Below are 23,988 nucleotides of genomic sequence, written 5' to 3' on the forward strand. Positions count from 1 at the left end.
GCATTTCTCCCTGGTTTTGAGCCTCATGGTACTCGTAAATAGATGAAATGACTTTCTTTCTTCAAGCGGGGAATGGCGTTAGACTATGCCCCTGTCGAATCTGTCGTTTGTCATTAGTTCCGGGGGGTGGCATAGCGTGCTGAAGCTGTTGGTGGTTGAAGATCATGCATTGGTGCGTGAAGGTCTGCTCCAGACCCTGCGCGGTATTGACAAGGATGTGCAGACCATGGGGGCGGAGGATGCCGATGCCGCGCTCAAGGTGCTGGAACAGCATCCGGATATCGACCTCATGGTGCTCGACATCATGCTGCCCGGTTTGACCGGTTTGTCCTTTCTCAGCGTCCTGCGCAAGCGCTTCCCCGATGTGCCGGTGGTGATCCTGTCCGCCCTGGACGATCCCGAGACCGTGAAACGGGCCCTCAAGAGCGGCGCCTCCGGTTTCGTGCCCAAGGCCAGCACCAGCGAATCCATGCTGGATGCCCTGCGCCTGGTGCTGGCCGGCGAGATCTTCCTGCCGCCGAAGTACCAAGAAGGCCAGGCCACCAAGGGCCGGGGCCGCAGCGCCGCCGAACGCTTCAGCCTGACCCCTGGCCAGGCCCGGGTTCTGGATTTGCTGACCGAGGGCAAGACCAACCGCCAGATTGCCGAGTTGTTGGGCGTGACGGAAGGCACCGTGAAGATCCACGTATCGGCCATCTTCAAGGCGCTCAACGTCACCAACCGCTCTCAGGCGCTGCTGGCGGTGAACAAGACCCGCCGGGTCTAATACCCCAGCGAATCCCAGCGTACCTCCTACGCTAAGCGCGGCGCCACGAGGGTCTAGGCGCCGCCGTTGCCTCCCCCCGCCAGCCATGACGGGCACAGGGTGCGGCTTATTCCTCCAGTACGGAACGCAGCAGGGCTCGCAACCGGGCGGGCTTCAAGGGCTTGCCCAGTTGCCCGGCCAGACGCAGGTCGCTGGTGGTCATGGTGTCGGGTGCCGTGCCCAGGATGATCACGGCGAACTGGTCGCTGCTGCCGCCCCGTCGGGCGGCCAACAGGGCATCACACAGGGTGTCGTCGCACACCACCAGGACCGGTTGTTCCTCCGCCTGCAATAGGGCGGATAAGCCGGCCTCGTCGTTGGCCTCGGAAACCCGGTAACCCCAGCCCCGCAGCAGGGCGCCCAAGCTGCCGCAAGTGGCCGCGTCGGCGGCGAGCAGCACGCGTACCCCCGGGCCTTCGCCGGCGGCATCGTTTTCCTCTTCCGCCACGGGGGGTTTCGCCTTGGGCAGGGTCACGGTGAACACCGTGCCCTTGCCCGGGGTGCTGCGCACGGTGACCGGATGATCGAGGGCCTTGGACAAGCGGTCCACGATGGACAAGCCGAGGCCGAGCCCCTTGTTGGCATCCCGTTCCGGGTTGTGCACCTGGTAAAACTCCTGGAACAGGCTGGGCAGGTGTTCGGGGGCGATGCCGATACCGGTGTCCCATACCTCGATCCGCACCATGCCTTGTTGGGAGCGCACCCCCACCAGCACCCGGCCCTTGGGGGTGTAGCGCACCGCGTTGCCTACCAGGTTGCTGACGATGCGGGTCAGGTAACGGGGATCGGAATCGGCCCAGAGCCGGGTCGGCATCACCTGTAGGCGCAACTGTTTGGCGTCGGCGCTGCGCTGGTGATTGAGCACGGCGGCTTCCAGCAAAGGGAACAGGGCGACCGGCTGGCGGTGGGGATTCAGTTCCGAGACGTCAAGGCGGGAAACGTCCAGCAGGGCGGCCAGCAGCTCGCCGAGGGAGCCGACCGCGGTGTTGATCTGGCGCGAGAGCCGGCGTAGCACCGGCGTGCTGACCCGGCTTTCCAATTCGGCGGCGAACAGGTTGAGGGCATGCAGGGGCTGGCGCAAGTCGTGGCCGGCGGCGGCGAGGAAGCGCGACTTGGCCATGTTGGCCCGTTCCGCCTCCTCGCGCTGGGCCTGGAGTTCTAGGTTCACGGCCTCGATCCGGGCCTGGTCGAAGATCCGTTGGGTGATGTCGATCTCGATCACCACCATGCGCGGCGAATGGCTGTCGCTCTTGAGGGGCATCATCACCATGTCCACGTGGCGGATTTCGCCGTCGCGGGTCAGGATCGCGGTCACCGTGCGCTCCCCGGGCCACTTCGATTCCATCAGCAACTGGCGCCGGGCCAGTTGCTTCTGCCGTTCGGAGGCGGGCAGCAGCAGCAGCACGTCGGGCAGGGCGATGAGCTGGTCCAGGGTATAGCCGTGGATGTGCAGTGCCGCGTCGTTGGCGAACACGACCCGGCCATCGAGCAGGATCATCATCCCCACCCGGGCGTCGGATTGGGCTTGCAGCAAGGCGCTGGCAAAGTCGTACTGCTTGCGCAACTCGGCCTCGCTGCTGGCCAGGGCCGCCGCCGATCGTTGGCTGGCCGCTTCCAGCGCCACGGCCATTTCATTGATGCCTTCCTCCAGGGCGCGCAGGGTGCGCGCCGGATGGAGCGGGACGCGGGTGGACAAGGTGCCTTCCCGCAGCCGACGCATGGCGGCTTCCAGGGCCATGACCGGTTCGGTGATGTCCCGCCCCAGGCGGCGGGCGAGGAATGAGGTGGCCAATAGCATGGCCAGCACCGAGACGAGGCTGACCACCAGGATTTCGATCTTGCGCTCGACGATGTGCTTGCGGCTGATTTCGACGGTCAGGCTGCCCAGTTCCAGGGTGCGCGGTCCCCGGGCGCCGCCGCCGTCGTAGAAGGGATCGTCCAGGTCAAAGCCGGCCTGGATCACCTTGACGTGGAAGAACAGGGTCTTGCCGTCGCTGGTTTGCCCCTGCCAGTCGTTGGTTAACGAAAAGGGATCCTCGAAGCTGCGGCGGGTACCGGCCGAGGCCAGCAGCTTGCCGTTGCGGTCGAAGAAGGAAACGGCGGAGACGTCGGCCTCGGCGAGAACGGCTTCCGCCAGTCGGCTCAACTCCGTGGTGTTGCCGGAGAACATGCCATACACCGAGGCCGGGGCCAGTTGCCGGGCCATGGTGCCGCCCCGTTGCACCAGGGCATTCTCCACGTCGCTGTAGCGCAGCAGGGTGAAATAGGACACCAGGGCCAGGGCGATGACCGTCATCGGCACCAGGGCGATCAGCAGTACCCGTTGGCGTATGCCAAGATTCTTCAAAGGCGCTCCCCGTACAAGTCAGGGAATTTTCCCGGCTTGGGGCCCGCTGGGCAAGGCCCCGGAGCGGTCATTGTGACTGGTACCGTGTCGGATCGGGCACGCCGGCGGCGGCGAAGCCTTCCTTGCGCAGGCGGCAGGAGTCGCACAGGCCGCAGGCGCGGCCCGCTTCATCGGCCTGGTAGCAGGACACGGTGAGGCCGTAATCGACCCCCAGGCGCTGGCCGGCACGGATGATGTCGCCCTTGCCCATGTCCATCAAGGGCGCGTGGATGGTGAGCTTGCGGCCTTCCACCGCCGCCTTGGTGGCCAGGTTGGCCATGGTCTCGAAGGCCTTGATGAACTCCGGGCGGCAGTCGGGGTAACCGGAATAATCCACCGCGTTGACGCCGACGAAAATGTCGGCGGCATCCAGTACCTCGGCCCAGGCCATGGCCAGGGAAAGCATGATGGTGTTGCGCGCCGGCACGTAGGTGATGGGAATGCCGGGTTGCACGCCGTCCGTGGGCACGGCGATGGAGGCATCGGTCAGGGCGGAGCCGCCGAACTGGTTCATGTCCATGTGCAGCACCCGGTGCTGCTTGGCGCCCAGGGCGGCGGCCACCCGGGCCGCAGCGGCCAGTTCGGCGTGGTGACGCTGGCCGTATTCCACCGACAGGCAGTAGACGTCGAAGCCCTGTTCCCGGGCCAGGGCCACCACCGTGGCGGAGTCCAGGCCGCCGGAAAGCAGCACGACGGCGGGTTTGCTTGCGCTCATTTCATCTTCCTTGTTCATTGCCCCACAGGATTTTGTGGAGTTGCAGTTGAAAGCGGACCGGCAGCCGGTCGCGCAGTATCCAGGCGGCGAGGTCCGCCGGGGCCAGGGCACCCTGGACCGGGGAGAACAGCACGGTGCAGCGCCGGGCCAGATTCCGCTCCTGTAGCTGGGCCACGGCCCAGCGATAGTCGTTTTCGGAGGCCAGCACCAGCTTCAGCTCGTCTCGCGGCGTCAGCAGGTCCAGATTGGACCAAAGATTCTTTTCCACCTCTCCCGAGTCCGGTGCCTTCAAGTCCATGATGCGGCTGACCCGGGGATCCACGGCACCGATGTCCAGGGCACCGCTGGTTTCCAGGGACACCGAGTAGCCCGCGTCGCACAGGGCCGTCAGCAGGGCGAGGCAGCCCTTTTGGGCCAGGGGCTCGCCGCCAGTGACGCAGACCGTGGCGCACTGGTAGGCCGCCACCCGCTCCAGCACGGCCGCCACGGTGGTGGTTTCGCCGCCGTGGAAGGCATGGCTGGTATCGCACCAGACGCAGCGCAGGGGGCAACCGGTGAGGCGGACGAAGACCGTGGGCAGGCCGACCCGGGTGGATTCCCCCTGGAGGGAATGGAAGATTTCGCTCAGGCGCAACTTGGCGGCAAGTGGGGAGGGCGTAACGGTCATGGCACAAAGAAAAAGGGCCGCAAACGCGGCCCGGGGAGTTTATTTCTTTTTGCTGCCCGGTCGGGCCCGTTTCGCCGCATCCGAGCCGGGATACTTTTCCACCAGGGTTTCCCAGACCTTGCGCGCGCCGGCCTTGTCGCCAGCCGCCTCAAGGGAGGCCGCCTGCTCCGCCAGGGCGTCGGGGGCGCGAGCGTCGCTGGGCCAGTTGGCCGCCACCTTGCCGTACAACTCGGCGGCGCGGACGTGGTCCTTCAGTTGGGCGGAAACGTAGCCGGCCCAGAAGTGGGCGCTGGGCTGCTGGGCGCTGTTGGGGTAGTTCTTGATGAAGGCGGTGAAGGCGGCCAGGGCTTCCTTGAAACGGGAACCCTTGAGCGCCATCAGGGCCGTCTCGTAATCCTTGCCCTCGTTGGCCGGATTGGCCGCCGGCGCGGCGGGCTTGGCCCCCGCCTCGGGCGCGGCGCCATCGGCTGCCACCTCGGCCTTGGCCGGCGCGGCGCCCTGTTCGAAGCGGCGCAGGCGGTTGTCCAGGTCAACGTAGAAGTCCTTTTGCCGCTTCTGGGTGGCGTCCAGGTTGTAGCTCAGTTCTTCCAGTTGCCCCCGCAGCTTGGCCAGCTCCGCCTTCAGGCTTTCGATCTGGTTGGCGAAATCGAGTTGATTGCGCCCCGCGTCCTCCACCCGCTGGGAAAGGCTTCCCACCTGGGCCTGCAAGCCGTCGATGCGTTGCCGGGCTACGTCGTCGTCGAACAGACCGGCCTGGGCCTGGCTCAGCACCAACAGTAGGGCGGCGGGGAGGAGGCGCTTCATAGCTTAGAACTCGCCGCTGTAGAGCATGTCGTCACGCCGGTTCTGGGCCCAGCAGGACTCGGTCTGCTCCTCGCAACGGGGCTTTTCCTCGCCCAGGCTGACGGACTCGATCTGTTCTTCCCGGGCGCCCAGCAGCAGCAGGGCCTTCTTCAGGGCCTCGCCCCGCTTCTGGCCCAGGGCCAGGTTGTATTCGCGGCTGCCGCGATCATCGGCGTTGCCCTGGATCAGCATCTTGACCTTGGGGTTGGCCACCAGGAACTTGGCGTGGGCGGCGATCAGGGGGCGATATTCCTCGCGCACCACGAAGCTGTCGTAGTCGAAGAACACTTCCCGCTTGGACAGGGGGCTGCGGGGGTCCTTCAGGGCGGCCATGCTCAGGGGGTCGATACCATCCACTCGTCCGGTCACCGCGTTGGGATCACGGCTTTCCACGCCCGAGGGGAGTTGTTCGGGGGCGGGGGGCTGGCTGCTACAAGCGGCCAGCACGGCGGCCAGGGCCAGCAGGGAGGACAAGGAACGGAACGACAGGGGGGAACTCATGGCAATCTCCGGGGCGGTGTCAGAAGAAAAGGGGTTGGGTGGGACGGTTATTTGATGAGGGGACCCCAGCTTGGTTCCCGAATGTCGGCGGCTTGCACCGTCAGGCGCTGCTTGACCCGCCCGTCGCTGGACACGGCGGCCAGCACGCCCCGGCCGCCGACTTCGGTGGCGTAGAGGATCATGCGGCCGTTGGGGGCGAAGCTGGGGGATTCGTCCCGGGCGGAATCGGTCAGGATCTGGGTCTGCTTGGTGGCCAGGTCCATCAGGGTCACCTGGAAGCGGCCGCCCTCGCGGGAAATGTAGGCCATGCTGCGGCCATCCGGCGAGAGACGGGGCGTCACGTTGTAACTGCCGTTGAAGGTGACCCGCTGGGTGTCGCCGCCGCTGGCGGCGATGCGGTAGATCTGCGGGCTACCGCCCCGGTCGGAGGTGAAGTAGATCCACTGGCCGTCGGGGGAGAACTGGGGCTCGGTGTCGATGCCACCGGAACCGCCCACCCGCAGCAGGCCGCTGCCGTCGGCATTGACAGTGTAGAGCTGGGAACCGCCGTCCTTGGTCAGCACCACGGCCAGGCGCTTGCCGTCCGGGGACCAAGCCGGCGCCGAGTTGGAGCCCTTGAAGTTGGCAGCCACGTGGCGACGGCCGGTGGCCAGGTCGTGCACGTAAACCACGGGTTTCTTCGATTCGAAGGACACGTAGGCCAGCTTGCCGCCGTCCGGCGACCAGGTGGGGGAAATGATGGGCTCGCGGGAAGCCAGGGCGGTCTGGGGGTTGGCACCGTCGGCGTCGGCGATCTGCAACTCGAAGCGGCCGGTGCTCTTCACCACGTAGGCGATGCGGGTGGAGAACACGCCCTTTTCGCCGGTCAGCTTTTCGTAAATGGCGTCGGCCACCCGGTGGGCCGTGGCCCGCAACTGGTAGGGCGCCGAACTGTGGGCAAAGCCGCCGCTGGTGAGCAGGGCCTGCTTGGGCACGTCGTGGAGGCGGAAGCGGGTGTCGTAGCGGCCCTCGCCGGCGGCTTGCACCGTGCCGCTGACCAGGGCGTCGGCGCCCTTGGCACGCCAGTCAGCGTAGGCCACCGGGGCGGCTTCGCCGAGGGGGGCGGTGCCCGGGTCCACCATGCGGAAGAAGCCGCTGCGCTCCAGGTCGGCGCGGACCACGGAAACCAGGGCGGTGGAGACGATGCGCTCGCCATCGAAGGCGGGAATGGCGAGGGGGATGCGATTGGCCCCGGCGCCGGTGATCTCGATGGAAAGTTGGGCACTGGCCCCGGCGGAAAGTCCGACCAGGAGCGTGGCAATCAGGCTTTTAATGGATTTCATGGGCGGCGATTATAGCGGGCACGGATTAAGCGGAAATTTCAGTCGTCCAGGGGACGGAACTTCAAATCCAGGTCGCGACTGAAGATTTCGCCCCGTTCCGGCTTGGGCAGGGGGCTGGATTTGAGGATGGCCCGTTCGATGGCGGCGTCGAGGGCGGCATTGCCGGAGGACTTGCGCAGCTTGACGGACATGATTTCGCCGCTGGGCAGTTGCACTACGTCGAAACTGGCTTCGGGGTTGCCCTTGACGTCCGGCGGCAGGATCAGGTTGCCGCGGATCTTGCCGCGGATGCGGCCCATGTAGTCCGCCACCGCCTTGGCATTGGCCGCGGCGGCCTGGGTGGCCTTGGATTGGGCGATTTCCTTGTCCAGGGCCGAGGCCACCGAGGCGCTCTTGCTGTTCTTGTTGAGTTGGTCGAATTCTTTGTTGAGGAACTTGTCCAGCAGGCTGGACTTCTTTTCCGGCTCGGCTTTCGGCTTTTCCTTTTCCTTCACGGCGATGTCCGGCTTGGCCATGGCCTTGGGTTCCGCCTTCGGTTCGGGTTTTGGCTCGGCCTTGACCACCGGCTTGGGCGGCGGTGGGGGCGGTTCCGGCTCGGCCTTGGGTTGCGGCGGGGCCGGTTCAGCCTTGGCGGCGGGGCCGGCGCGGACCAGTTCCACCGCCACCGATTCGGCTTCCGGCGACTGGGTCTGCCAACGGATGCCATAGATCAGGAACCCCAGCAGCACTGCATGGACCACCACGGCCATCACCAGGGCGGCCCGCTTGCCCGGCGCCTCCTGGGGTGCCAGGGGCATGTCCGCTGCCGGATTCACCGTCTTCATTCGCTGCCGCCCGCCTTGGGTTGCACCAGCAGGCCGATCTTGCCCACCTGTTGCCGTTGCAGTTCGTCCATGACACTGAGCACGGCTTCGTAGCGCACGTTCTTGTCACCGGCGATCAACACCGCCTGGTCGGGATTGGCCTGCTGGGCGGCCTTGAGCCGGGCCGCCAAGTCGCTGCGGGACAGGGTGATTTCGCTGCCGTTCTTGGCCCGGTCGCGCAGGGCCAGGGTCTGGTCGGCTCGAATCACCACCTCCAGGGGGGCCACCGGCGGCGTGTTGCTCTTGCCGACGCTGGGCAGGTCCACACTGCTGGGTTGGATCATGGGTGCGGTGACCATGAAGATCACCAGCAGCACCAGCATCACGTCGATGTAGGGGACGACGTTGATGTCGCTTTTCAGGCGACGCTGACGACGGGCCATGGCCTTACCTCAACTGCCGTTGCAGGATGTTGGAGAACTCTTCCATGAAGCTCTCAAAGCGCACGGCCAGGCGGTCCACGTCGTGGGCGAAGCGGTTGTAGGCGATCACCGCGGGAATCGCGGCGAACAGGCCGATGGCCGTCGCCACCAGGGCCTCGGCGATGCCGGGGGCGACGGAGGAGAGGGTGGCGGAGGCGACGTTGGACAGGCCGCGGAAGGCATGCATGATGCCCCACACGGTGCCGAACAGGCCGACGTAGGGTGACACCGAACCGACCGAGGCGAGGAAGGACAGGTGGGCTTCCAGGTCGTCCAGTTCGCGCTGGTAGGTGGCGCGCATGGCGCGGCGGATGCCGTCCACCACGGTGCCGGGGTCCAGGCTCTTCTGGCCGCGCAGCTTGGTGAACTCGCGGTAGCCGGCTTCGAAGATGCGTTCCAGGGCGCCGGTGCTATGGCGGTCGTTGATCGCGCTCTGGTATAGGTTGGCCAGGTCGCCGCCGCTCCAGAAATCGCGCTCGAACTGCTCGGTGCGGCCCCGGGCCTCGCCGATGGCGAACCATTTACGGAAGATCCAGTACCAGGACATGACGGAAACGCCCAGCAGCAGGCTCATCACCAGCTTGACGGCGAAGCTGGCCTGGAGAAAGAGGTCGATGATGGAAAGGTCCTGGGTCAGGTTCATGGATTTACCTTGGCGGAAGCGGCGAATGCGGCGTTGAGTTTTTCGTGGATGCCCCGGGGCACGGCGGCGGCTTTGCCTTTGGCGGCGTCGATGCAGACCACCTTGACCTTGGCGTCCAGCAGCAGGGTGTCGCCCCGGAGCACCTGCTGGGCAAAGACCACCTGGGCGCGACCGAGGGTTTCGATGCGGGAGGCGACGATAAGTTCATCGTCCAATTTAGCCGGAAGCAGGTACTCGGCATTGAGGGAACGCACGGCAAAAGCCAGCCCTGTTTCGCGGGCCAGGGCTTCCTGGCCGTAGCCCAGGGCGCGCAGGTACTCGGTGCGGCCGCGTTCGAGGAAGCGCAGGTAGTTGGCGTAATAGACGATGCCGGCGGCGTCGGTGTCCTCGTAGTAGACCCGCAGCGACAGGCGGCCGATGGTGTTCATGGATGGGTTTCCTTCACGATGCGGTCGGCCAGGGTTAGCAGTCCCTTGCGTAGCAGGGCGACGGCTTCCGTGTAGCGACCCTCGGTACAGCGCTTGTCGGCCCAGTCCACCAGGTCGTCGACGAAACGGGGCGGGACCAGGGGGACGTCATGCCACTCGGAAGCGCTGCGATAGCGTTCGAACTGGGTCAGGCCGGGGCCGACATACCAGTCGCAATGGGGTTTGACCCGACCGAGGAACTGGACGATGCGGGTCTGCGCCGTGATCGGCGCCGAGCGTAGCCGGTGGCCCAGTACCGTGACTTCCCCCTTGTGGTGCAAGGCCAGGTTGTAGTCATCGGGTAGGGCCAGGTAACGGCCCTGGACCTGGGCGTTGAGGGCATCCTGGTCCAGGGCGGCGAAGCGTTCGCCGGCGCCGGGCTGGATCAGGCTGTCCAGGCAACGCTCGCCCAAGGTCTGCTGCCGCCAATGGGACAAGTTCATGAGTTGGACGCCGGCATTGAAATAGGTGCCGGGTGGCAGGCCGAGGCGGGCACCCATGGGGACGTGGGCGACATCAGCCACGGCGGCCAGGGGGTGGTCGGCCAGGTCGACGCGGAACAGGGCGCCGATGTCGCCCAGCACCAGGGTGTCGGAGTCCAAATAGAGCACCCGTTCCAGACTTGCCGGCAACAGGCGCGGCAGCAGCAGGCGGGCGTAGATCAGGGGCGAGGTCAGATGGCCGTCCAGGGGGAGGTCGGCGAGGAGGCCCTGTTCCAGGTCGATGAAGTCGAGGGCCGCGCCATAGCGCTGGGCGGTGATGCGCAGCCGCTCCCGTTCGACCGCGTCCACGTCCCGCACCAGGCAATGGATGTGCAGGGATGGGCCGGGATTGTGGTGCAGCAGGGAGGTCAGGGACACCCCCGTGAGCAGGGCGTAGGCCCCGTCGAAACAGTAGGCGACGTGGCTGACGCCCATCTCAGCCCTTGTCGACGCCGTCGAACAGGGAGGGCGGCGTGTTCGGGCTGGCCAGGCCGAAGTGGCGCCAGATGCTGGCCGTGGCGACGCGGCCGCGCGGTGTGCGTTGCAGGTAGCCCTGTTGGATCAGATAGGGCTCCAGCACGTCCTCGATGGTGTCCCGGGCCTCGCCGATGGCGGCGGCCAGGTTGTCCACGCCCACCGGGCCGCCGCCGAATTTCTCCAGCATGGCGGACAGCAGCTTGCGGTCCATGATGTCGAGCCCCAGGTGGTCCACGTCCAGCATGGTCAGGGCGGCGTCGGCCACCTCGCGGGTGATGCGGCCTTCGGCCTTGACCTCGGCAAAATCCCGCACCCGGCGCAGCAGGCGGTTGGCGATGCGGGGCGTGCCGCGGGAACGCTTGGCGATTTCCATGGCGCCGTCGTCCACCGCATCGCAATTGAGCAATTGGGCCGAACGGCGGACGATGTGGGCGAGCTCGTCGGGGGTGTAGAACTCCAGCCGGGCGACGATGCCGAAGCGGTCGCGCAGGGGGTTGGTCAACATGCCGGCGCGGGTGGTGGCCCCCACCAGGGTGAAGGGCGGCAGGTCCAGCTTGACTGAGCGGGCGGCCGGGCCTTCGCCGATCATGATGTCGATCTGGAAATCTTCCAGGGCCGGGTAGAGGATTTCCTCCACCACCGGCGAGAGCCGATGGATTTCGTCGATGAAGAGGACGTCGTGGGGTTCCAGATTGGTCAGGATCGCGGCCAGGTCGCCGGCCCGTTCCAGCACCGGACCGGAAGTCTGCCGCAGGTTGACGCCCATTTCGTGGGCGACGATGTGGGCCAGGGTGGTTTTGCCCAGACCCGGGGGGCCGAACAGCAGCACGTGGTCCAGGGCCTCGCCGCGCTTCTTGGCGGCCTCGATGAAGATTTCCAGTTGGCCGCGAATCTTTTGCTGGCCCACGTACTCGGCCAATTTCTTCGGGCGCAGCGCCCGTTCCAGGGCTTCTTCCTGGCTGGATTCCTTGCCGCCGGAGATCAGCCGTTCCGGCGTCGGTTCGGCAAAGGAGGCGCTGAAGTTGTCGGTCTGGATGCTCATGGGACCCTTGTGCGGGAGGCGGCGGGGCCGGCCCGTAAAGCGGGTGAGTTTACCACCCGGCGGGGGCGCCCCCGGTCAGGTGCGTTCCCGGCGCAGCCCGGTCAGGGCCAGCAGGCAGAGGCAGGCGGCGATGGCCGGCCCGGCGGGCAGGTCCCACAGGGCGGAGGCCAGCAGGCCCAGGGCGTAGCCGGCGATGCCGACGGCGTAGCCGCGCAGCAGGGCGGCGCCGCCGCGAAGGCGGCGGCTGGCGATGGCCGGGGCGATCAGGCTGGTGAACACCAGGAAGACCCCCACCAGTTGCACGGAGACGGTGACGGCCAGGGCGAACAGCAAATAGAAATCGCCGTCCCACAGCCGTTTGCGCAGGAATAGCCAGACCAGCAGCAGGAGGCCGTAGACCAGGGCGGGGACCGTCAGCTGCCCCAGGCCGACCCAGAGGATCTGGCCCGCCAGCAAGTCCTTGAGGTGCTCGCCGCCATGGGGATCGTGGGCCAGGAGCAGGATGCCGGCGCAGGCGGCGGCCACGAACAGCAGGCCGATCAGGGCTTCCTGCACTTCCGGCCAACGTCGGCCCGACCAGGTCAGCAGCAGTGCCGCGCCGCAGGCGGCCAGGCCGGCGGCGATCTGGCCGAAGACCGCTTCGCTCATGTCGCTGTGGAAGGGCAGCCGCTCCGCCAGGAAGGTGGCGACCATGAAGCCCAGGGCCGCCACCTGGGCCACGGCCAGGTCGATGAAGATGATGCCCTTGTCCAGCACCTTGCGGCCGAGGGGCACGTGGGTGGACAGCACCAGCAGGCCGGCCAGGAAGGGGGGAAGCAGGAGGGACCAGTCGATGGCGTTCATGGCGTGGTTCGGTGATTGGCAAGGATCGGGAAAGAGCGTGGCCGTGGCAAAAAGTTTCCAGGCTAAGCCAGATTCTCCAAGGTTTCCTGGATTTCCAGCCAGCGTAGTTCGGCGCTATCCACCTGCGCCGTCAATTCGGCCTGGCGCTTGAGCAGGGTTTCCATGGGACCCCGATCGGCGGCGGTGTACAGGGACGGGTCCGCCAGTTGTTCGTCCACCTGGGTTTTTTCGTTTTGCCAGGCGGCCAGGTTTTTTTCCAGTTTTTCCAGTTCCTTCACCAGGGGCCGGCGTTGGGCCAGCAGGGCCTGTTTCTGGGCCTGGCTCAGGGCGCGGTCCTGGCCCCGGGCCTCCTTGCGGGCGGCTTTGTCGGCATCCTGGGATTGGGCGGCGGCTTTTTCCGCATTGCGTTGCTCCGCCAGCCAGCGGGCGTAGTCGTCCAGGTCGCCGTCAAAGGCCTGGGCCTTGCCATCGGCCACCAGCCACAGGTCGTCGCAGGTGGTGCGCAACAGGTGGCGGTCGTGGGAGACCAGCACCACGGCAGCCTCGGTCTCTTGCAGGGCCAGGGTCAGGGCCTCGCGCATTTCCAAGTCGAGGTGGTTGGTGGGCTCGTCCAGCAGCAGCAGGTTGGGGCGTTGGCGGATCAGCAGGGCCAGGGCGAGGCGGGTTTTCTCGCCACCGGAAAAATTGGCACAGGGCGTGGTGGCCATGTCGCCACGGAAATCGAAGCCGCCGATGTAGTCGCGCAGATCTTGTTCCCGGCTCTGGGGCTCCTGGCGCAGCAGGTGTTGCAGGGGCGATTCGTCGGGGCGTAGTTGCTCCAGCTGGTGCTGGGCAAAGTAGCCGATGCGCAGGTGGCGGCCTTCGCTGCGCTGGCCGCCGAGCAGGGCCAGGTCGCCCACCAGGGCTTTGACCAGGGTGGACTTGCCCGCGCCGTTGCGCCCGAGCAGGCCCAGGCGCATGCCGGGCCGCACGCTGAGGCTGACCCGGTTCAGCAACGGCGTTTCACCGTAGCCGATGACCGCCTGATCCAGTTGCAGCAGGGGATCGGAAAATGCTTCCGGTTCGAGGAAGCTGAAACTGAAGGGGCTGTCCACGTGGGCGGCCGCCACTTCCTTCATCCGGTCCAGGGCCTTGATCCGGCTTTGGGCCTGACGGGCCTTGGTGGCCTGGGCGCGGAAGCGGTCCACGTACTTTTGCAGGTGGGCGATTTCCCGCTGCTGCTTTTCGTGCATGGACTGCTGGCCCGCCAGCCGCTCCATGCGGGTGCGCTCGAAGGCGGTGTAGTTGCCCTGGTAGAGGGTCATCTGCTGCTGCTCGATATGCACGATGCGGCTCACCACGGCATCAAGAAAGTCCCGGTCGTGGGAGATCATCAGCAGGGTGCCGGGGTAGCTCTTGAGCCAGTTTTCCAGCCAGAGCACGGCGTCCAGATCAAGGTGGTTGGTGGGCTCGTCCAGCAGCAGCAGATCGGAACGGCACATCAGGGCCCGGGCCAGGTTCAGGCGCACGCGCCAGCCGCCGGAAAACTCGGCCACCGGGCGGGTGAAGTCGCCGTCCTTGAAGCCGAGACCATGGAGCAACTCGGCCGCCCGGGCGCGGGCGGCGTAGCCGCCGATTTCCTGGATGCGGCCATGGAGCAGGGCGATCTTTTCGCCCTCGTGTTTTTCTTCCGCAACGATCAGGTCGGCCTCGATGCGGGCCAACTCTTCGTCGCCACCGAGCACGAAATCCTGGGCGGTATTGGGCAGGGCCGGTGTGTCCTGCGCCACGTGGGCGATGACCCAGCTCGGCGGCATTTCCAGGTCGCCGCTGTCGGCGTGGAGCTGGCCCCGCAGCAGGGCCATGAACGAGGACTTGCCGCAACCGTTGGCGCCGGTGAGGCCCACCTTCCAACCGGGATGGAGCTGGAAGGACGCGCCTTCCACCAGGCGGTCCACGCCGCGGGAGAACGCCAGGCGGCGTAACTGAATCATGACGGGCTTACCTTGCCTGTATTGCTTATTCGGCGGGGCCGAGGGTCAGGGATACGCTACCCACGCCAGCCACGGTGCCGATGATGGTGTCGCCGGCCTGCACCGGGCCCACGCCTTCCGGCGTGCCGGTGAAGATCAGGTCGCCAGCTTGCAGGTGGTAGTAGTGGGAGAGGTGGCTGATGACTTCGCCCAGGGGCCAGATCATGTCGGCCAGGTCGCCCTGTTGCTTCAATTCGCCGTTGCGGCTGAGGCGGATATCGCCCTGGTCGAGCAGGCCCAGTTCGGCGAAGGGCACGATCTCCGATACCACGGCACCGCCTTCGCAGTCCTTGCCCAGGTCCCAGGGGTGGCCCTTGTCCTTGGCGGCGTTCTGCAAATCGCGGCGGGTCATGTCGAAGCCCACGGCGTAGCCGTAGATGGCTGCTGTCGCCTGTTCCGGCGTGACGCGGAAAACCGGGGTCCCGTCGATGCCGCCCAAGGCCAGCACCAGTTCCACTTCGTAGTGGTAGTTGCTGGTACCCGGCGGGTAGGGCAGGGTGCTGCCGGACTGGGCCAGGGCGTGGGCGCTCTTGGTGAAGTACATGGGGCCGCCTGCCGGTTTATCTCCGGCAGCGCCCATTTCTTTGGCGTGAGCGGCGTAGTTGCGCCCCACGCAGAAGATGCGCCGTACCGGAAAACGGTCAGCCGTGCCCCGCACGGGCAGAGAGGGTTGTTCGGGCGCAGCGACGACGTAGGCCATGGCTTACTCGATGCCCCGGCTGGACAGGTACTCCTCGTAGGTACCACGGTAATCGACGATGCTGTGGTCCTGCTTGATCTCGATGATGCGGGTGGCCAGGGAGGAGACGAATTCCCGGTCGTGGGAGACGAACACCAGGGTGCCGGGGAACTTGTCCAGGGCGGTGTTGAGGGATTCGATGGATTCCATGTCCAAGTGGTTGGTGGGTTCGTCCATCAGCAGCACGTTGCGGCGCAGGAGCATGAGCTTGCCGAACAGCATGCGGCCCTGTTCGCCCCCGGAGATCACCTTCACCGACTTCTTCACTTCGTCGCCGGAGAACAGCAGACGGCCCAGGGTGCCGCGGATCAGGGTTTCCACGTCGCCGCCTTCATAGCCGCCTTCCCGCACCCACTGCACGATCCAGTCGGTGAGGCTTTCGCCCCCGGCGAAGTCTTCGGTGTGGTCCTGGGCGAAGTAGCCGGGTTTGGCTTTTTCCGCCCACTTCACGGTGCCGAAGTTGGGCGTCAGACCGCCCAGGTCGGCACCCGCCAGCAGGCGCAGCAGGGTGGTTTTACCGACGCCGTTTTCACCGATGATGGCGACGCGATCCCCGGCTTCAATGGCGGTGGAAAAGCCCTTGATGACGGGCTGGTCCTTCTCGTAGCCGAAGGTGACGTTTTCCAGTTCCACCGCCAGACGGTGCAGCTTGTCCTTTTCGTCGTACTCGAAGCGAATCCAGGGGTACTGACGGCTGGAAGGCTTCACGTCCTCGGGCTTGATCTTGTCGATCAGCTTCAAGCGGCTGGTGGCCTGACGGGCTTTGGACTTGTTGGCGGAGAAGCGGCGGACGAAGTCCTGCAAGTCGGCGATACGTTCCTTGGCCCGGGCGTTGGCGGCCTGCTGGCGTTCCCGTGCCATGGTCGAGGCTTCCATGAAGTCATCGTAGTTACCGCCGTACACCTTGATGGTGCCGTAGTCCAGGTCGGCCATGTGGGTACAGACCTGATTGAGGAAGTGGCGATCGTGGGAAATGATGATCATGGTGGACTCGCGCTGGTTCAGCACGTCTTCCAGCCAGCGGATGGTGTCGATGTCCAGGTTGTTGGTGGGTTCGTCCAGCAGCAGGATGTCCGGGTTGGCGAACAGGGCCTGGCACAGCAGCACCCGCAGCTTCCAACCGGGGGCCACTTCGCGCATGGGGCCGTTGTGCTGTTCGGTGGGAATGCCCACCCCCAGCAGCAGCTCGCCGGCACGGGCTTCGGCGGTGTAACCGTCGTACTCGGCGAACTTGCCTTCCAGTTCGGCGGCCTTCATGTAGTCGTCTTCGGTGGCTTCGGGATTGGCGTAGATAGCGTCGCGCTCGCTCATGCAGGCCCACATCTCGCTGTGGCCCATCAGCACCACGTCCAGCACCCGCACGTCCTCGTAGCCGAACTGGTCCTGGCGCAGAAAGGCCATGCGCTCGCCCGGATCGATGGAGACGTTGCCGGCGGAAGGTTCCAGCACCCCGGCCAGGATCTTCATGAAGGTGGACTTGCCGGCGCCGTTGGCGCCGATCAGGCCGTAGCGGTTGCCTTCGCCGAACTTGACGGAGACGTTGTCGAACAGGGGCTTGGCCCCGAACTGCATGGTGATGTTGGATGCGACGAGCACGGTAGATTTCCCGGATGATGGCGGCCCGCCGCAGGGGCGGGCGAAGGGGCGGATTCTACCCGCTGCCAGCCCCGGCATGGGCCAGGTTGGTATTGGGCCTTGGTGTAACATCGCCGCTCTCCAGAACACTGGTTTATCGAGAACCCATGGTTCCCCATCTCACCACCGCCTTGACCGGTCCCCTGCTGGGGCTGGAAAAGAAATTCCTCGACAGCGCCACGGCCATCGAGCACTGGCTGCGCAGCCAGTGGAACGAGCACACCCCACCTTTTTACGCCTCGGTAGATTTACGTAATGCCGGGTTCAAGCTGGCGCCGGTGGACACCAATTTGTTCCCCGGCGGCTTCAACAACCTGAACCCCGCCTTCCTGCCCCTGTGCATTCAGGCGACCATGGCCGCCATCGAGAAAATCTGCCCCGAGGCCCGCAACCTGCTGCTGGTGCCGGAAAACCACACCCGCAACCAGTTCTACCTGATGAACGTGGCCCGCCTGGCGGCCATCCTGCGCCGCACCGGGCTCAACGTGCGCATCGGTTCCCTGCTGCCGGACATCACCGCGCCCACCACCCTGGACCTGCCCGACGGCCAGCAGCTGGTGCTGGAACCCCTCAAGCGCCTGGGCAACGGCGGTCGCCGCCTCGGCCTGGACGGTTTCGATCCCTGCGCCGTGCTGCTCAACAACGACCTGTCGGCCGGCGTGCCGGCCCTGTTGCAGGACCTGCACGAGCAGTTCGTGATCCCGCCCCTCCACGCGGGCTGGGCCACCCGGCGCAAATCCCGCCATTTCGCCGCCTACCAGCGGGTGGCCGAGGACTTCGCCGCCCACATCGGCATCGATCCCTGGCGTATCAATCCCGAGTTTGGCGTCTGCGACGGGGTGGACTTCCACGAGCGCACCGGCGAGGAATGCCTGGCGGCGAATGTGGACATGGTGCTGAACCGCGTGCGTCAGCGCTACAAGGAATACGAGGTGGACGCTGACCCCTTCGTCATCGTCAAGGCCGACGCCGGCACCTACGGCATGGGCATCATGACCGTGCGCGACGCCAGCGAGGTGAAGGGCCTCAACCGCAAGCAACGCAACAAGATGGCGGTGATCAAGGAAGGCATGGAAGTCAGCCAGGTGCTGATCCAGGAAGGCGTGCCCACCTGCGAACGGGTGGACGAAGGCACGGCGGAGCCGGTGGTGTACATGATCGACCGCTACGTGGTGGGCGGCTTCTACCGGGTGAACACGGCGCGGGGCATCGACGAGAACCTCAACGCGCCGGGCATGACTTTCAAGCCCCTGGATTTCGAGACCTGTTGTTCCCTGCCCGACGTCTGCCTGGAGCCCGACGCGCCGCCCAACCGCTTCTACGCCTACGGCGTGGTCGCCCGCCTGGCCCTGTTGGCGGCCTCCCTGGAACTGGAGGAAAGCCAGCCCGCGGACATCGCCGATGCGGCCTAGTTTCCTGTTCCTGGCCGCCCTGCTGCTGGCCCTGGCCGGCTGCGGCCGCGAACCCCTGGTCAGCAAGGAATCCTTCGTCTTCGGCACCCGGGTCCAGGTGCTGGTCTGGGGCGAGGACGAGGCCAAGGCCGATGCCGCCGCCAACGCGGTGCTGCGGGAATTCGACCGGCTGCACCGGACCTACCACGCCTGGCAACCCTCGGAACTGACCGCCCTCAACGACGCCATCGCCGCCGGCAAGCCCCGCGAGGTGACGGCGGAAATGGAGGCCTTCGTCACCGAGGCCGCGGATTTCGCCCGCCAGGGCGAATATCTGTTCGACCCGGGCATCGGCAAGTTAGTGGAGCTGTGGGGCTTCCACGACGACACCTTCAAGCCCCGTCTGCCCGACCCGGCCAAGCTCAAGGCCTTGCAGGCCGCCCATCCCAGCGTTGCCGACCTGCGCATCGATGGCCGCATGATCGGCAGCCGCAACCGGGCCGTCGCCCTCGACTTCGGCGGTTATTTGAAGGGCGTAGCCCTGGACAAGGCGGCCGCCCTGTTGCGCCAGCAGGGCGTCAATAATGCCCTGGTCAACATTGGCGGCAACATCATGGCTCTGGGCAGCAAGGGCGGCAAACCCTGGCGGGTGGGCTTGCAGCATCCGCGCAGCACCAATCCCCTGGCGGCCCTGGAGTTGCGGGATGGCGAGGCCATCGGCACCTCCGGCGACTACCAGCGCTACTTTGAACTGGATGGCCGCCGCTACAGCCATTTGATCGACCCGCGTACCGGCGTGCCGGCCACCGCCAGCGAGTCCCTGTCTGTGCTGATTCCGCCCGGCCCCAAGGCCGGCATGTGGTCCGACGCCGCCAGCAAGCCCCTGTTCATCGCCGGCGACGACTGGCCCCGCCTGGCGGCCAAGCTGGGGGTAAGCCAGGCCCTGCGGGTGGCGGCGGACGGCCGCATCCAGGTGACCGCGGCATTCCGCGCCCGGCTCAGCTTCGATCCGCCCGACCTCAAGGTGGACGTGCTGCCCTGAGTCGGCGGGCTTGACCCCGTAGGGCCCCCCCCGGCCCCGTCGCCCGGCGGGTCAGTCCTCCCCTTCGGGGTGGTGGTATTCCGGCGCCAGGCGCTTGACCACCGGGCTGGTGGAGGAATGGGAATAACAGGTGTTGAGCAGGGGATAGCCCGGCGCGGCGGAGTTGGCGAAGGCGTCCCCCACCTTGCGCATGCGCTTGCGCAGCAGCTCGTCCCCCTCCAGGGTCTCGTCCCCCGGCGTCAGCCGTTGGGCTTCCGAGGCCATGGCCTGGAACAGGGTGGTGGCCATGGCCTGGATCAGGCCGGTGACATGGGTACAGCCCTCGGTGCCGCCAACCCGTTCAAAGATGTCCTTGCCCATGCCGGGGCCGATGGTGAGGCCCACCAAGCGCTGGTAGTGGGCGCCCACGTCGGGACAGGTGGGGAAGGGGGTGTGGTCCAGGGCGGCTTCCACGGCGACGATGGTTTTTGTCGCGTCGATGGTCAGGCGCAGCCACATTTCATGCACCGGCTGGCCGGTGACCACTTCGTTGCTCCAGTGGCCATAGTAGGGGAAGGGACGGATGTCGGTGATGTGGCCGTCGATTTCCAGCAGGCCGTCGGCGCGGCGGAAACCCTGGCACTCGACGACGCGGTGATGGATGGGGTCCCGTGGGGAGGGGGGGCTCAGGGGCATGTTGTCTCCGTTTTTCTTATCGACTGATGCAATGCAACAAATCCCGAATATTCTCACACTCTACCCCGGCCGCCCATGCAGAGCCGGCCTCCATCAGGCAAAATCCCGGGGTCAACGTGGACAATTTCGGGTCAGGGGGAAGGATTCGTGCCAAAAGCAGATGCAGAAATCGTGAACAAACTGGGCTTGCACGCCCGCGCCTCGGCCAAACTGACCCAGTTGGCGGGCAGCTTTCCCTGCGAGGTATGGATGGAACGCAATGGTCGCCGGGTTAATGCCAAGAGCATCATGGGGGTCATGATGCTGGCCGCCGGCAAGGGCGCCACGGTGACCATCGACTGCGCCGGCGAGCGCGACCAGGAAGCCCTGGACGCCATTCTGGCCCTGATTGCCGACAAGTTCGGCGAAGGCGAATAGGACCGCCGCCACCATGACCTTTTCCATTTTCGGTCTCGCCGTCTCCCAGGGCATCGCCATCGGCCGTGCCCACCTGGTCTCCCACGCCATCATGGAGGTGGCCCAGTACCAGCTGCGGGACAAGGACGTGGAAGGGGAAGTGGCCCGTTTGGAAGAGGGCTTTGCCCTGGCCAAGACCGAGTTGGAGGCCCTGCGCGGTGAGGCGGATGCCCCCGGTTCCCCCTCGGAACTACTGGCCTTCCTCGACCTGCACACCATGATCCTGGCCGATCCGATGCTGGTGGAAGAGTCCAAGGCCCTGATCCGCGACCGCCGCTGCAATGCCGAGTGGGCCCTGGTGCAACAGATGCAACAGGTGGTGGCCCAGTTCGATGAATTCGACGACCCCTATCTGCGGGAACGCAAGCAGGACGTGGTGCAGGTGGTGGAGCGGGTGATCAAGGCCCTGCTCGGCAAGCCGCGCAAATTGGCCAAGCGCGGCAAGGAAGGCCGCGACGAGGACCTGATCGTCGTCGCCCACGACTTGTCGCCGGCGGACACCATCCAGTTCAAGAGCATGCGTATCGGCGGCTTCGTCACCGATCTGGGCGGCGCCACCTCCCACACCGCCATCGTCGCCCGCAGCCTGGCGATCCCCGCCGTGGTGGGCATGCACCACGCCCGGCCCCTGATCCAGGACGACGATCTGCTGATCGTGGACGGCACCCGGGGCGCCCTGATCATCGATCCCGATCAGCGCATCCTCGAGGAATACCGGCTGAAAAAGACCGCCCTGGAATTGGAACGGTCCAAGTTCAAGCGGCTCAAGAACGCCCGCGCGGCCACCCTGGACGGCGTCGAGATTTCCCTCCAGGCCAATATCGAACTGCCCCAGGACATGGCCGAGGTGAAGGCCGTGGAGGCCGACGGCGTCGGCCTGTTCCGTACCGAATTCCTGTTCATGAACCGGGACGACCTGCCCAACGAGGACGAGCAGTTCGAGGCCTACAAGACCGTAACCAAGGCCATGGGCGGCAAGCCCGTCACCATCCGCACCCTGGACATCGGCGCCGACAAGGAGGCCAAGGCCCTGCGCGGCGCAGAGCGCATCCAGCCCAATCCGGCCCTGGGGCTGCGCGCCATCCGTTATTGCCTGGCGGAGCCGCAGATTTTCCTCGCCCAGTTGCGCGCCATCCTGCGCGCCTCCCATTTCGGCAAGGTGCGCCTGCTGATTCCCATGCTGGCCCATGCCACCGAGGTGGCCCAGGCCCTGGTCCTGATCGACCAGGCCAAGGCCCAGTTGCGGGCGGCCAAGATCAAGTTCGACGAAGCCATCGAAATCGGCGGCATGGTCGAAGTGCCCGCCGCCGCCCTGGCCCTGGGGCCTTTCCTGCGCCGCTTGGATTTTCTTTCCATCGGCACCAACGACCTGATCCAATACACCCTGGCCATCGACCGCACCGACGAGGCGGTGGCCCATCTTTACGATCCCCTTCATCCGGCCGTGTTGCGCCTGATCTCCCTGGTGATCCAGACCGGCCAGCGGGCCGGCCTGTCGGTCTCGGTGTGCGGCGAAATGGCCGGTGATCCGCGCATGACCCGGCTGCTGCTGGGCATGGGCTTGCGTAATTTCTCCATGCATCCGGCCCAGTTGCTGGAAATCAAGCATCAGATCCTGATGGCGGATGCCAACAAGCTGACGGGCAAGGTCGCCCGCTTGTTGCGCATGGAGGAATCGGAGCGGATCAGGGAGGGCCTGGAGAAGCTCTAGGCGATCCAGGCCGTGGCCCGCGGATTGCTTATGCCGTCCGGGGCGTGTGACGCTTGTGTGACGTCTTTGTCGAGAATAGGCCGGTGCTCGCCGCGATGGTCGCGGCCGGGCCGGTAGGGATGGGTAATGAAGAATAACAAACGGTTTTGGTTGTCACTGTTGATGGCGATGCTGGCGCCCCTGGCCCAGGCCGATGACGAGCGCTTCGATATCGCCCGCTTCCAGGTGGAAGGCAATACCTTGTTGCCGGCGGCGGAAACGGACGCCCTGGTGGCGCCCTTCGTTGGCCGCGGCAAGGTCTATGGCGATATCCAGAAGGCCCTGGAGGCCCTGGAGAACCGCTACCGCAGCCTGGGTTACGGCACGGTCCAGGTCTACGTGCCGGAGCAGGAGCTGACCGCCGGCGTGGTGCGGATCAACGTGGTGGAAATGGCCATCGGCAAGGTCAGCCTACGTGGCAACCGCTATTTCGACGAGGCCAACCTGCGCCGCTCCCTGCCCCAATTACAGGCAGGGGGAGCACCCAATCTGCGCCGGATTTCCGAGAACGTGCAACTGGCCAACGAAAATCCGTCCAAACAGGTGGATGTGACCCTGGCCGTCAGCGACGAAGAGGGCAAGGTGGACGCCCGCGTCCAGGTGGAGGACGACAATCCGAAAAAGATCATCCTCACCCTGGACAACACCGGCGACAAGGATAAGACCGGCCAATACCGGCTGGGCATGGCCTATCGGGACGCCAACCTGCTCGGCAGCGACGAGGTGCTGACCCTGGGCTACATCACTTCCCCCGATGCACCCCAGGGTGTGGACCTGGAAGTGGTCAGCGTCGGTTTCCGCAAGCCCTTTTATGAGTTGGGCGACAGCCTCGACGTGATCCTGGGCTGGAGTTCCATCAATATGTCGGCCAACGTCATCGCCCCGGGCGGCGTGCTGGCCATGAACGGCAAGGGCGACGTCGCGGCGGTGCGCTGGAACCATTTGTTCGCGCGCCAGGGGGAATACACCTCGCGCCTGGTGTTCGGTTTCGACCAGAAGAACCAGCTCAATCCCTGCCGTTCCGCGGGCGCCCCCTTGATCACCGCCGGTTGCGTCGCCACCCTGGAACGGGTGGCCTCCGTCACTTACTCCGGCCAGTGGCAGAAGCCCCAGTGGTCGGCCGACGTCAGCCTTGGCCTGCAATACAACACGGCCTGGGGCGAGCAGCAGGAATACTGGCGCTATGTTTACGCCGCCGGCAACCGGGCGGGCAAGCGCAACTTCACCAGCCTCCAGGGCGCCGCCAGCCTCAGCTACGCCTTCGACTGGGGCGGCATGGCCCGGGGCGCCGTCAGCGGCCAGTACAGCGCCGACCCCCTGCCGGCCTCGGACCAGTTCAGCCTCACCGGCTATAGCGCGGTGCGGGGCTTCAATGAACGGGTGCTGACCGCCGACAGCGGCTTCGTCGCCAACCTGGAATTGTACTCCCCCGACCTGGCCCCGCTGCTGGGGGACATGGCCGCCGGCAGCACCGTCCGCGCCCTGACCTTCCTCGACGTCGCCAACGGTTACAACACCCTGACCCCCAACGCCAGCTACGTCAACGAGACCGGTGTCGTCGCGCCGGCCAACGGCACCCCCAACGAACGGATTTCCCTGGCCAGCGCCGGTTTCGGCCTGCGCTACGCCCTGGGCAAAAGCACCACCGCCCGCTTCGATTGGGCCCGCATCCTGCATAGCGCCGCCCTCTCCGCCACTACCGTCGGTTATGTGGATGCCGCCTGGCGAGCCCATTTCGGTCTCAGTTACAGCTTTTGATGCCCGTGTCCTAAGTCATTGCCCCATCTTGCTTTTTGCGAATAAATTGGCC

General features: G+C 66.0%; 23 protein-coding genes. 6 read left to right on the forward strand and 17 right to left on the reverse strand.

The genetic code is table 11. The features are described 5' to 3' along the window. Positions 1–136: 136 nt before the first annotated feature. Complete coding sequence (locus tag ACYQ2U_RS00890) at positions 137–766, forward strand: response regulator transcription factor (RefSeq protein WP_459948448.1); 630 nt, start codon at positions 137–139, stop codon at positions 764–766. 106 nt (positions 767–872) lie between these two features. Here ACYQ2U_RS00890 and ACYQ2U_RS00895 read toward each other — a convergent pair whose 3' ends face one another. The 16 genes from ACYQ2U_RS00895 to ACYQ2U_RS00970 form a co-directional block, all read right to left on the reverse strand. Further along, the gene (locus tag ACYQ2U_RS00895; protein ID WP_459948449.1) at positions 873–3,152 is read right to left on the reverse strand and encodes an ATP-binding protein; all 2,280 of its coding nucleotides are present in this window, start codon (positions 3,150–3,152) and stop codon (positions 873–875) included. 67 nt (positions 3,153–3,219) lie between these two features. Next, entirely contained in the window at positions 3,220–3,906 is a 687-nt protein-coding gene (gene queC / locus ACYQ2U_RS00900; protein ID WP_459948450.1) for a 7-cyano-7-deazaguanine synthase QueC, read from the reverse strand. A gap of 1 nt (position 3,907) precedes the next feature. Next, positions 3,908–4,573 (reverse strand): 7-carboxy-7-deazaguanine synthase QueE, encoded by a 666-nt coding sequence (queE, locus tag ACYQ2U_RS00905; RefSeq protein ID WP_459948451.1) that lies wholly within the window; start codon positions 4,571–4,573, stop codon positions 3,908–3,910. Between the two features lie 39 nt (positions 4,574–4,612). Then, positions 4,613–5,377: a tol-pal system protein YbgF gene (gene ybgF, locus ACYQ2U_RS00910; protein WP_459948452.1), complete on the reverse strand. Its 765-nt coding sequence runs from the start codon at positions 5,375–5,377 to the stop codon at positions 4,613–4,615. A 3-nt stretch (positions 5,378–5,380) separates the two neighbouring features. After that, a complete protein-coding gene (pal, locus tag ACYQ2U_RS00915) occupies positions 5,381–5,917 on the reverse strand; it encodes a peptidoglycan-associated lipoprotein Pal (RefSeq protein ID WP_459948453.1) in 537 nt (178 codons plus the stop codon). A gap of 47 nt (positions 5,918–5,964) precedes the next feature. After that, positions 5,965–7,239 carry a Tol-Pal system beta propeller repeat protein TolB gene (gene tolB, locus ACYQ2U_RS00920; RefSeq protein WP_459948454.1) on the reverse strand — a complete coding sequence of 425 codons (1,275 nt, stop codon included), beginning with the start codon at positions 7,237–7,239 and terminating at the stop codon, positions 5,965–5,967. A 38-nt stretch (positions 7,240–7,277) separates the two neighbouring features. Continuing rightward, the gene (gene tolA, locus ACYQ2U_RS00925; RefSeq protein WP_459948455.1) at positions 7,278–8,063 is read right to left on the reverse strand and encodes a cell envelope integrity protein TolA; all 786 of its coding nucleotides are present in this window, start codon (positions 8,061–8,063) and stop codon (positions 7,278–7,280) included. Then, entirely contained in the window at positions 8,060–8,485 is a 426-nt protein-coding gene (tolR, locus tag ACYQ2U_RS00930; RefSeq protein WP_459948456.1) for a protein TolR, read from the reverse strand. Before tolR ends, tolA begins: the two co-directional genes overlap by 4 nt. Positions 8,486–8,489: 4 nt before the next feature. Continuing rightward, positions 8,490–9,167 (reverse strand): protein TolQ, encoded by a 678-nt coding sequence (tolQ, locus tag ACYQ2U_RS00935; RefSeq protein ID WP_459948457.1) that lies wholly within the window; start codon positions 9,165–9,167, stop codon positions 8,490–8,492. Then, positions 9,164–9,595 carry a tol-pal system-associated acyl-CoA thioesterase gene (ybgC, locus tag ACYQ2U_RS00940; RefSeq protein ID WP_459948458.1) on the reverse strand — a complete coding sequence of 144 codons (432 nt, stop codon included), beginning with the start codon at positions 9,593–9,595 and terminating at the stop codon, positions 9,164–9,166. Before ybgC ends, tolQ begins: the two co-directional genes overlap by 4 nt. Next, entirely contained in the window at positions 9,592–10,551 is a 960-nt protein-coding gene (locus ACYQ2U_RS00945; RefSeq protein WP_459948459.1) for a glycosyltransferase family 8 protein, read from the reverse strand. The genes ybgC and ACYQ2U_RS00945 overlap by 4 nt, the downstream gene beginning before the upstream one ends. 1 nt (position 10,552) lies before the next feature. Next, the gene (ruvB, locus tag ACYQ2U_RS00950; protein ID WP_459948460.1) at positions 10,553–11,635 is read right to left on the reverse strand and encodes a Holliday junction branch migration DNA helicase RuvB; all 1,083 of its coding nucleotides are present in this window, start codon (positions 11,633–11,635) and stop codon (positions 10,553–10,555) included. 75 nt (positions 11,636–11,710) lie between these two features. Beyond that, complete coding sequence (locus ACYQ2U_RS00955; RefSeq protein WP_459948461.1) at positions 11,711–12,478, reverse strand: metal ABC transporter permease; 768 nt, start codon at positions 12,476–12,478, stop codon at positions 11,711–11,713. Between the two features lie 62 nt (positions 12,479–12,540). Next, positions 12,541–14,451 (reverse strand): ATP-binding cassette domain-containing protein, encoded by a 1,911-nt coding sequence (locus ACYQ2U_RS00960; protein ID WP_459948462.1) that lies wholly within the window; start codon positions 14,449–14,451, stop codon positions 12,541–12,543. A gap of 25 nt (positions 14,452–14,476) precedes the next feature. Next, on the reverse strand, positions 14,477–15,190 hold the full coding sequence (locus ACYQ2U_RS00965; RefSeq protein ID WP_459948463.1) for a fumarylacetoacetate hydrolase family protein: 714 nt from the start codon (positions 15,188–15,190) through the stop codon (positions 14,477–14,479). A 3-nt stretch (positions 15,191–15,193) separates the two neighbouring features. Continuing rightward, on the reverse strand, positions 15,194–16,825 hold the full coding sequence (locus ACYQ2U_RS00970; RefSeq protein ID WP_459948464.1) for an ABC-F family ATPase: 1,632 nt from the start codon (positions 16,823–16,825) through the stop codon (positions 15,194–15,196). Between the two features lie 146 nt (positions 16,826–16,971). On the opposite strand from ACYQ2U_RS00970, the gene gshA reads away from it, so the two are divergent. Then, positions 16,972–18,276: a glutamate--cysteine ligase gene (gshA, locus tag ACYQ2U_RS00975; RefSeq protein WP_459948465.1), complete on the forward strand. Its 1,305-nt coding sequence runs from the start codon at positions 16,972–16,974 to the stop codon at positions 18,274–18,276. Further along, positions 18,266–19,297, forward strand: a complete 1,032-nt coding sequence (locus tag ACYQ2U_RS00980) for an FAD:protein FMN transferase (protein WP_459948466.1) — start codon at positions 18,266–18,268, stop codon at positions 19,295–19,297. Before gshA ends, ACYQ2U_RS00980 begins: the two co-directional genes overlap by 11 nt. A gap of 51 nt (positions 19,298–19,348) precedes the next feature. Here ACYQ2U_RS00980 and ACYQ2U_RS00985 read toward each other — a convergent pair whose 3' ends face one another. Then, positions 19,349–19,972, reverse strand: coding sequence for a DUF2889 domain-containing protein (locus ACYQ2U_RS00985; protein ID WP_459948467.1), 624 nt, complete (start codon positions 19,970–19,972; stop codon positions 19,349–19,351). 147 nt (positions 19,973–20,119) lie between these two features. Between ACYQ2U_RS00985 and ACYQ2U_RS00990 the strand changes: the two genes are divergently transcribed. From ACYQ2U_RS00990 to ACYQ2U_RS01000, 3 genes are all read left to right on the forward strand, one after another. Continuing rightward, positions 20,120–20,389: an HPr family phosphocarrier protein gene (locus ACYQ2U_RS00990; protein WP_459948468.1), complete on the forward strand. Its 270-nt coding sequence runs from the start codon at positions 20,120–20,122 to the stop codon at positions 20,387–20,389. Positions 20,390–20,402: 13 nt separating this feature from the next. After that, positions 20,403–22,139, forward strand: a complete 1,737-nt coding sequence (gene ptsP, locus ACYQ2U_RS00995; RefSeq protein WP_459948469.1) for a phosphoenolpyruvate--protein phosphotransferase — start codon at positions 20,403–20,405, stop codon at positions 22,137–22,139. A gap of 126 nt (positions 22,140–22,265) precedes the next feature. Next, positions 22,266–23,936 (forward strand): ShlB/FhaC/HecB family hemolysin secretion/activation protein, encoded by a 1,671-nt coding sequence (locus ACYQ2U_RS01000; protein WP_459948470.1) that lies wholly within the window; start codon positions 22,266–22,268, stop codon positions 23,934–23,936. Positions 23,937–23,988: the final 52 nt, after the last annotated feature.

The organism is Denitratisoma sp. agr-D3 (genome assembly GCF_054658675.1).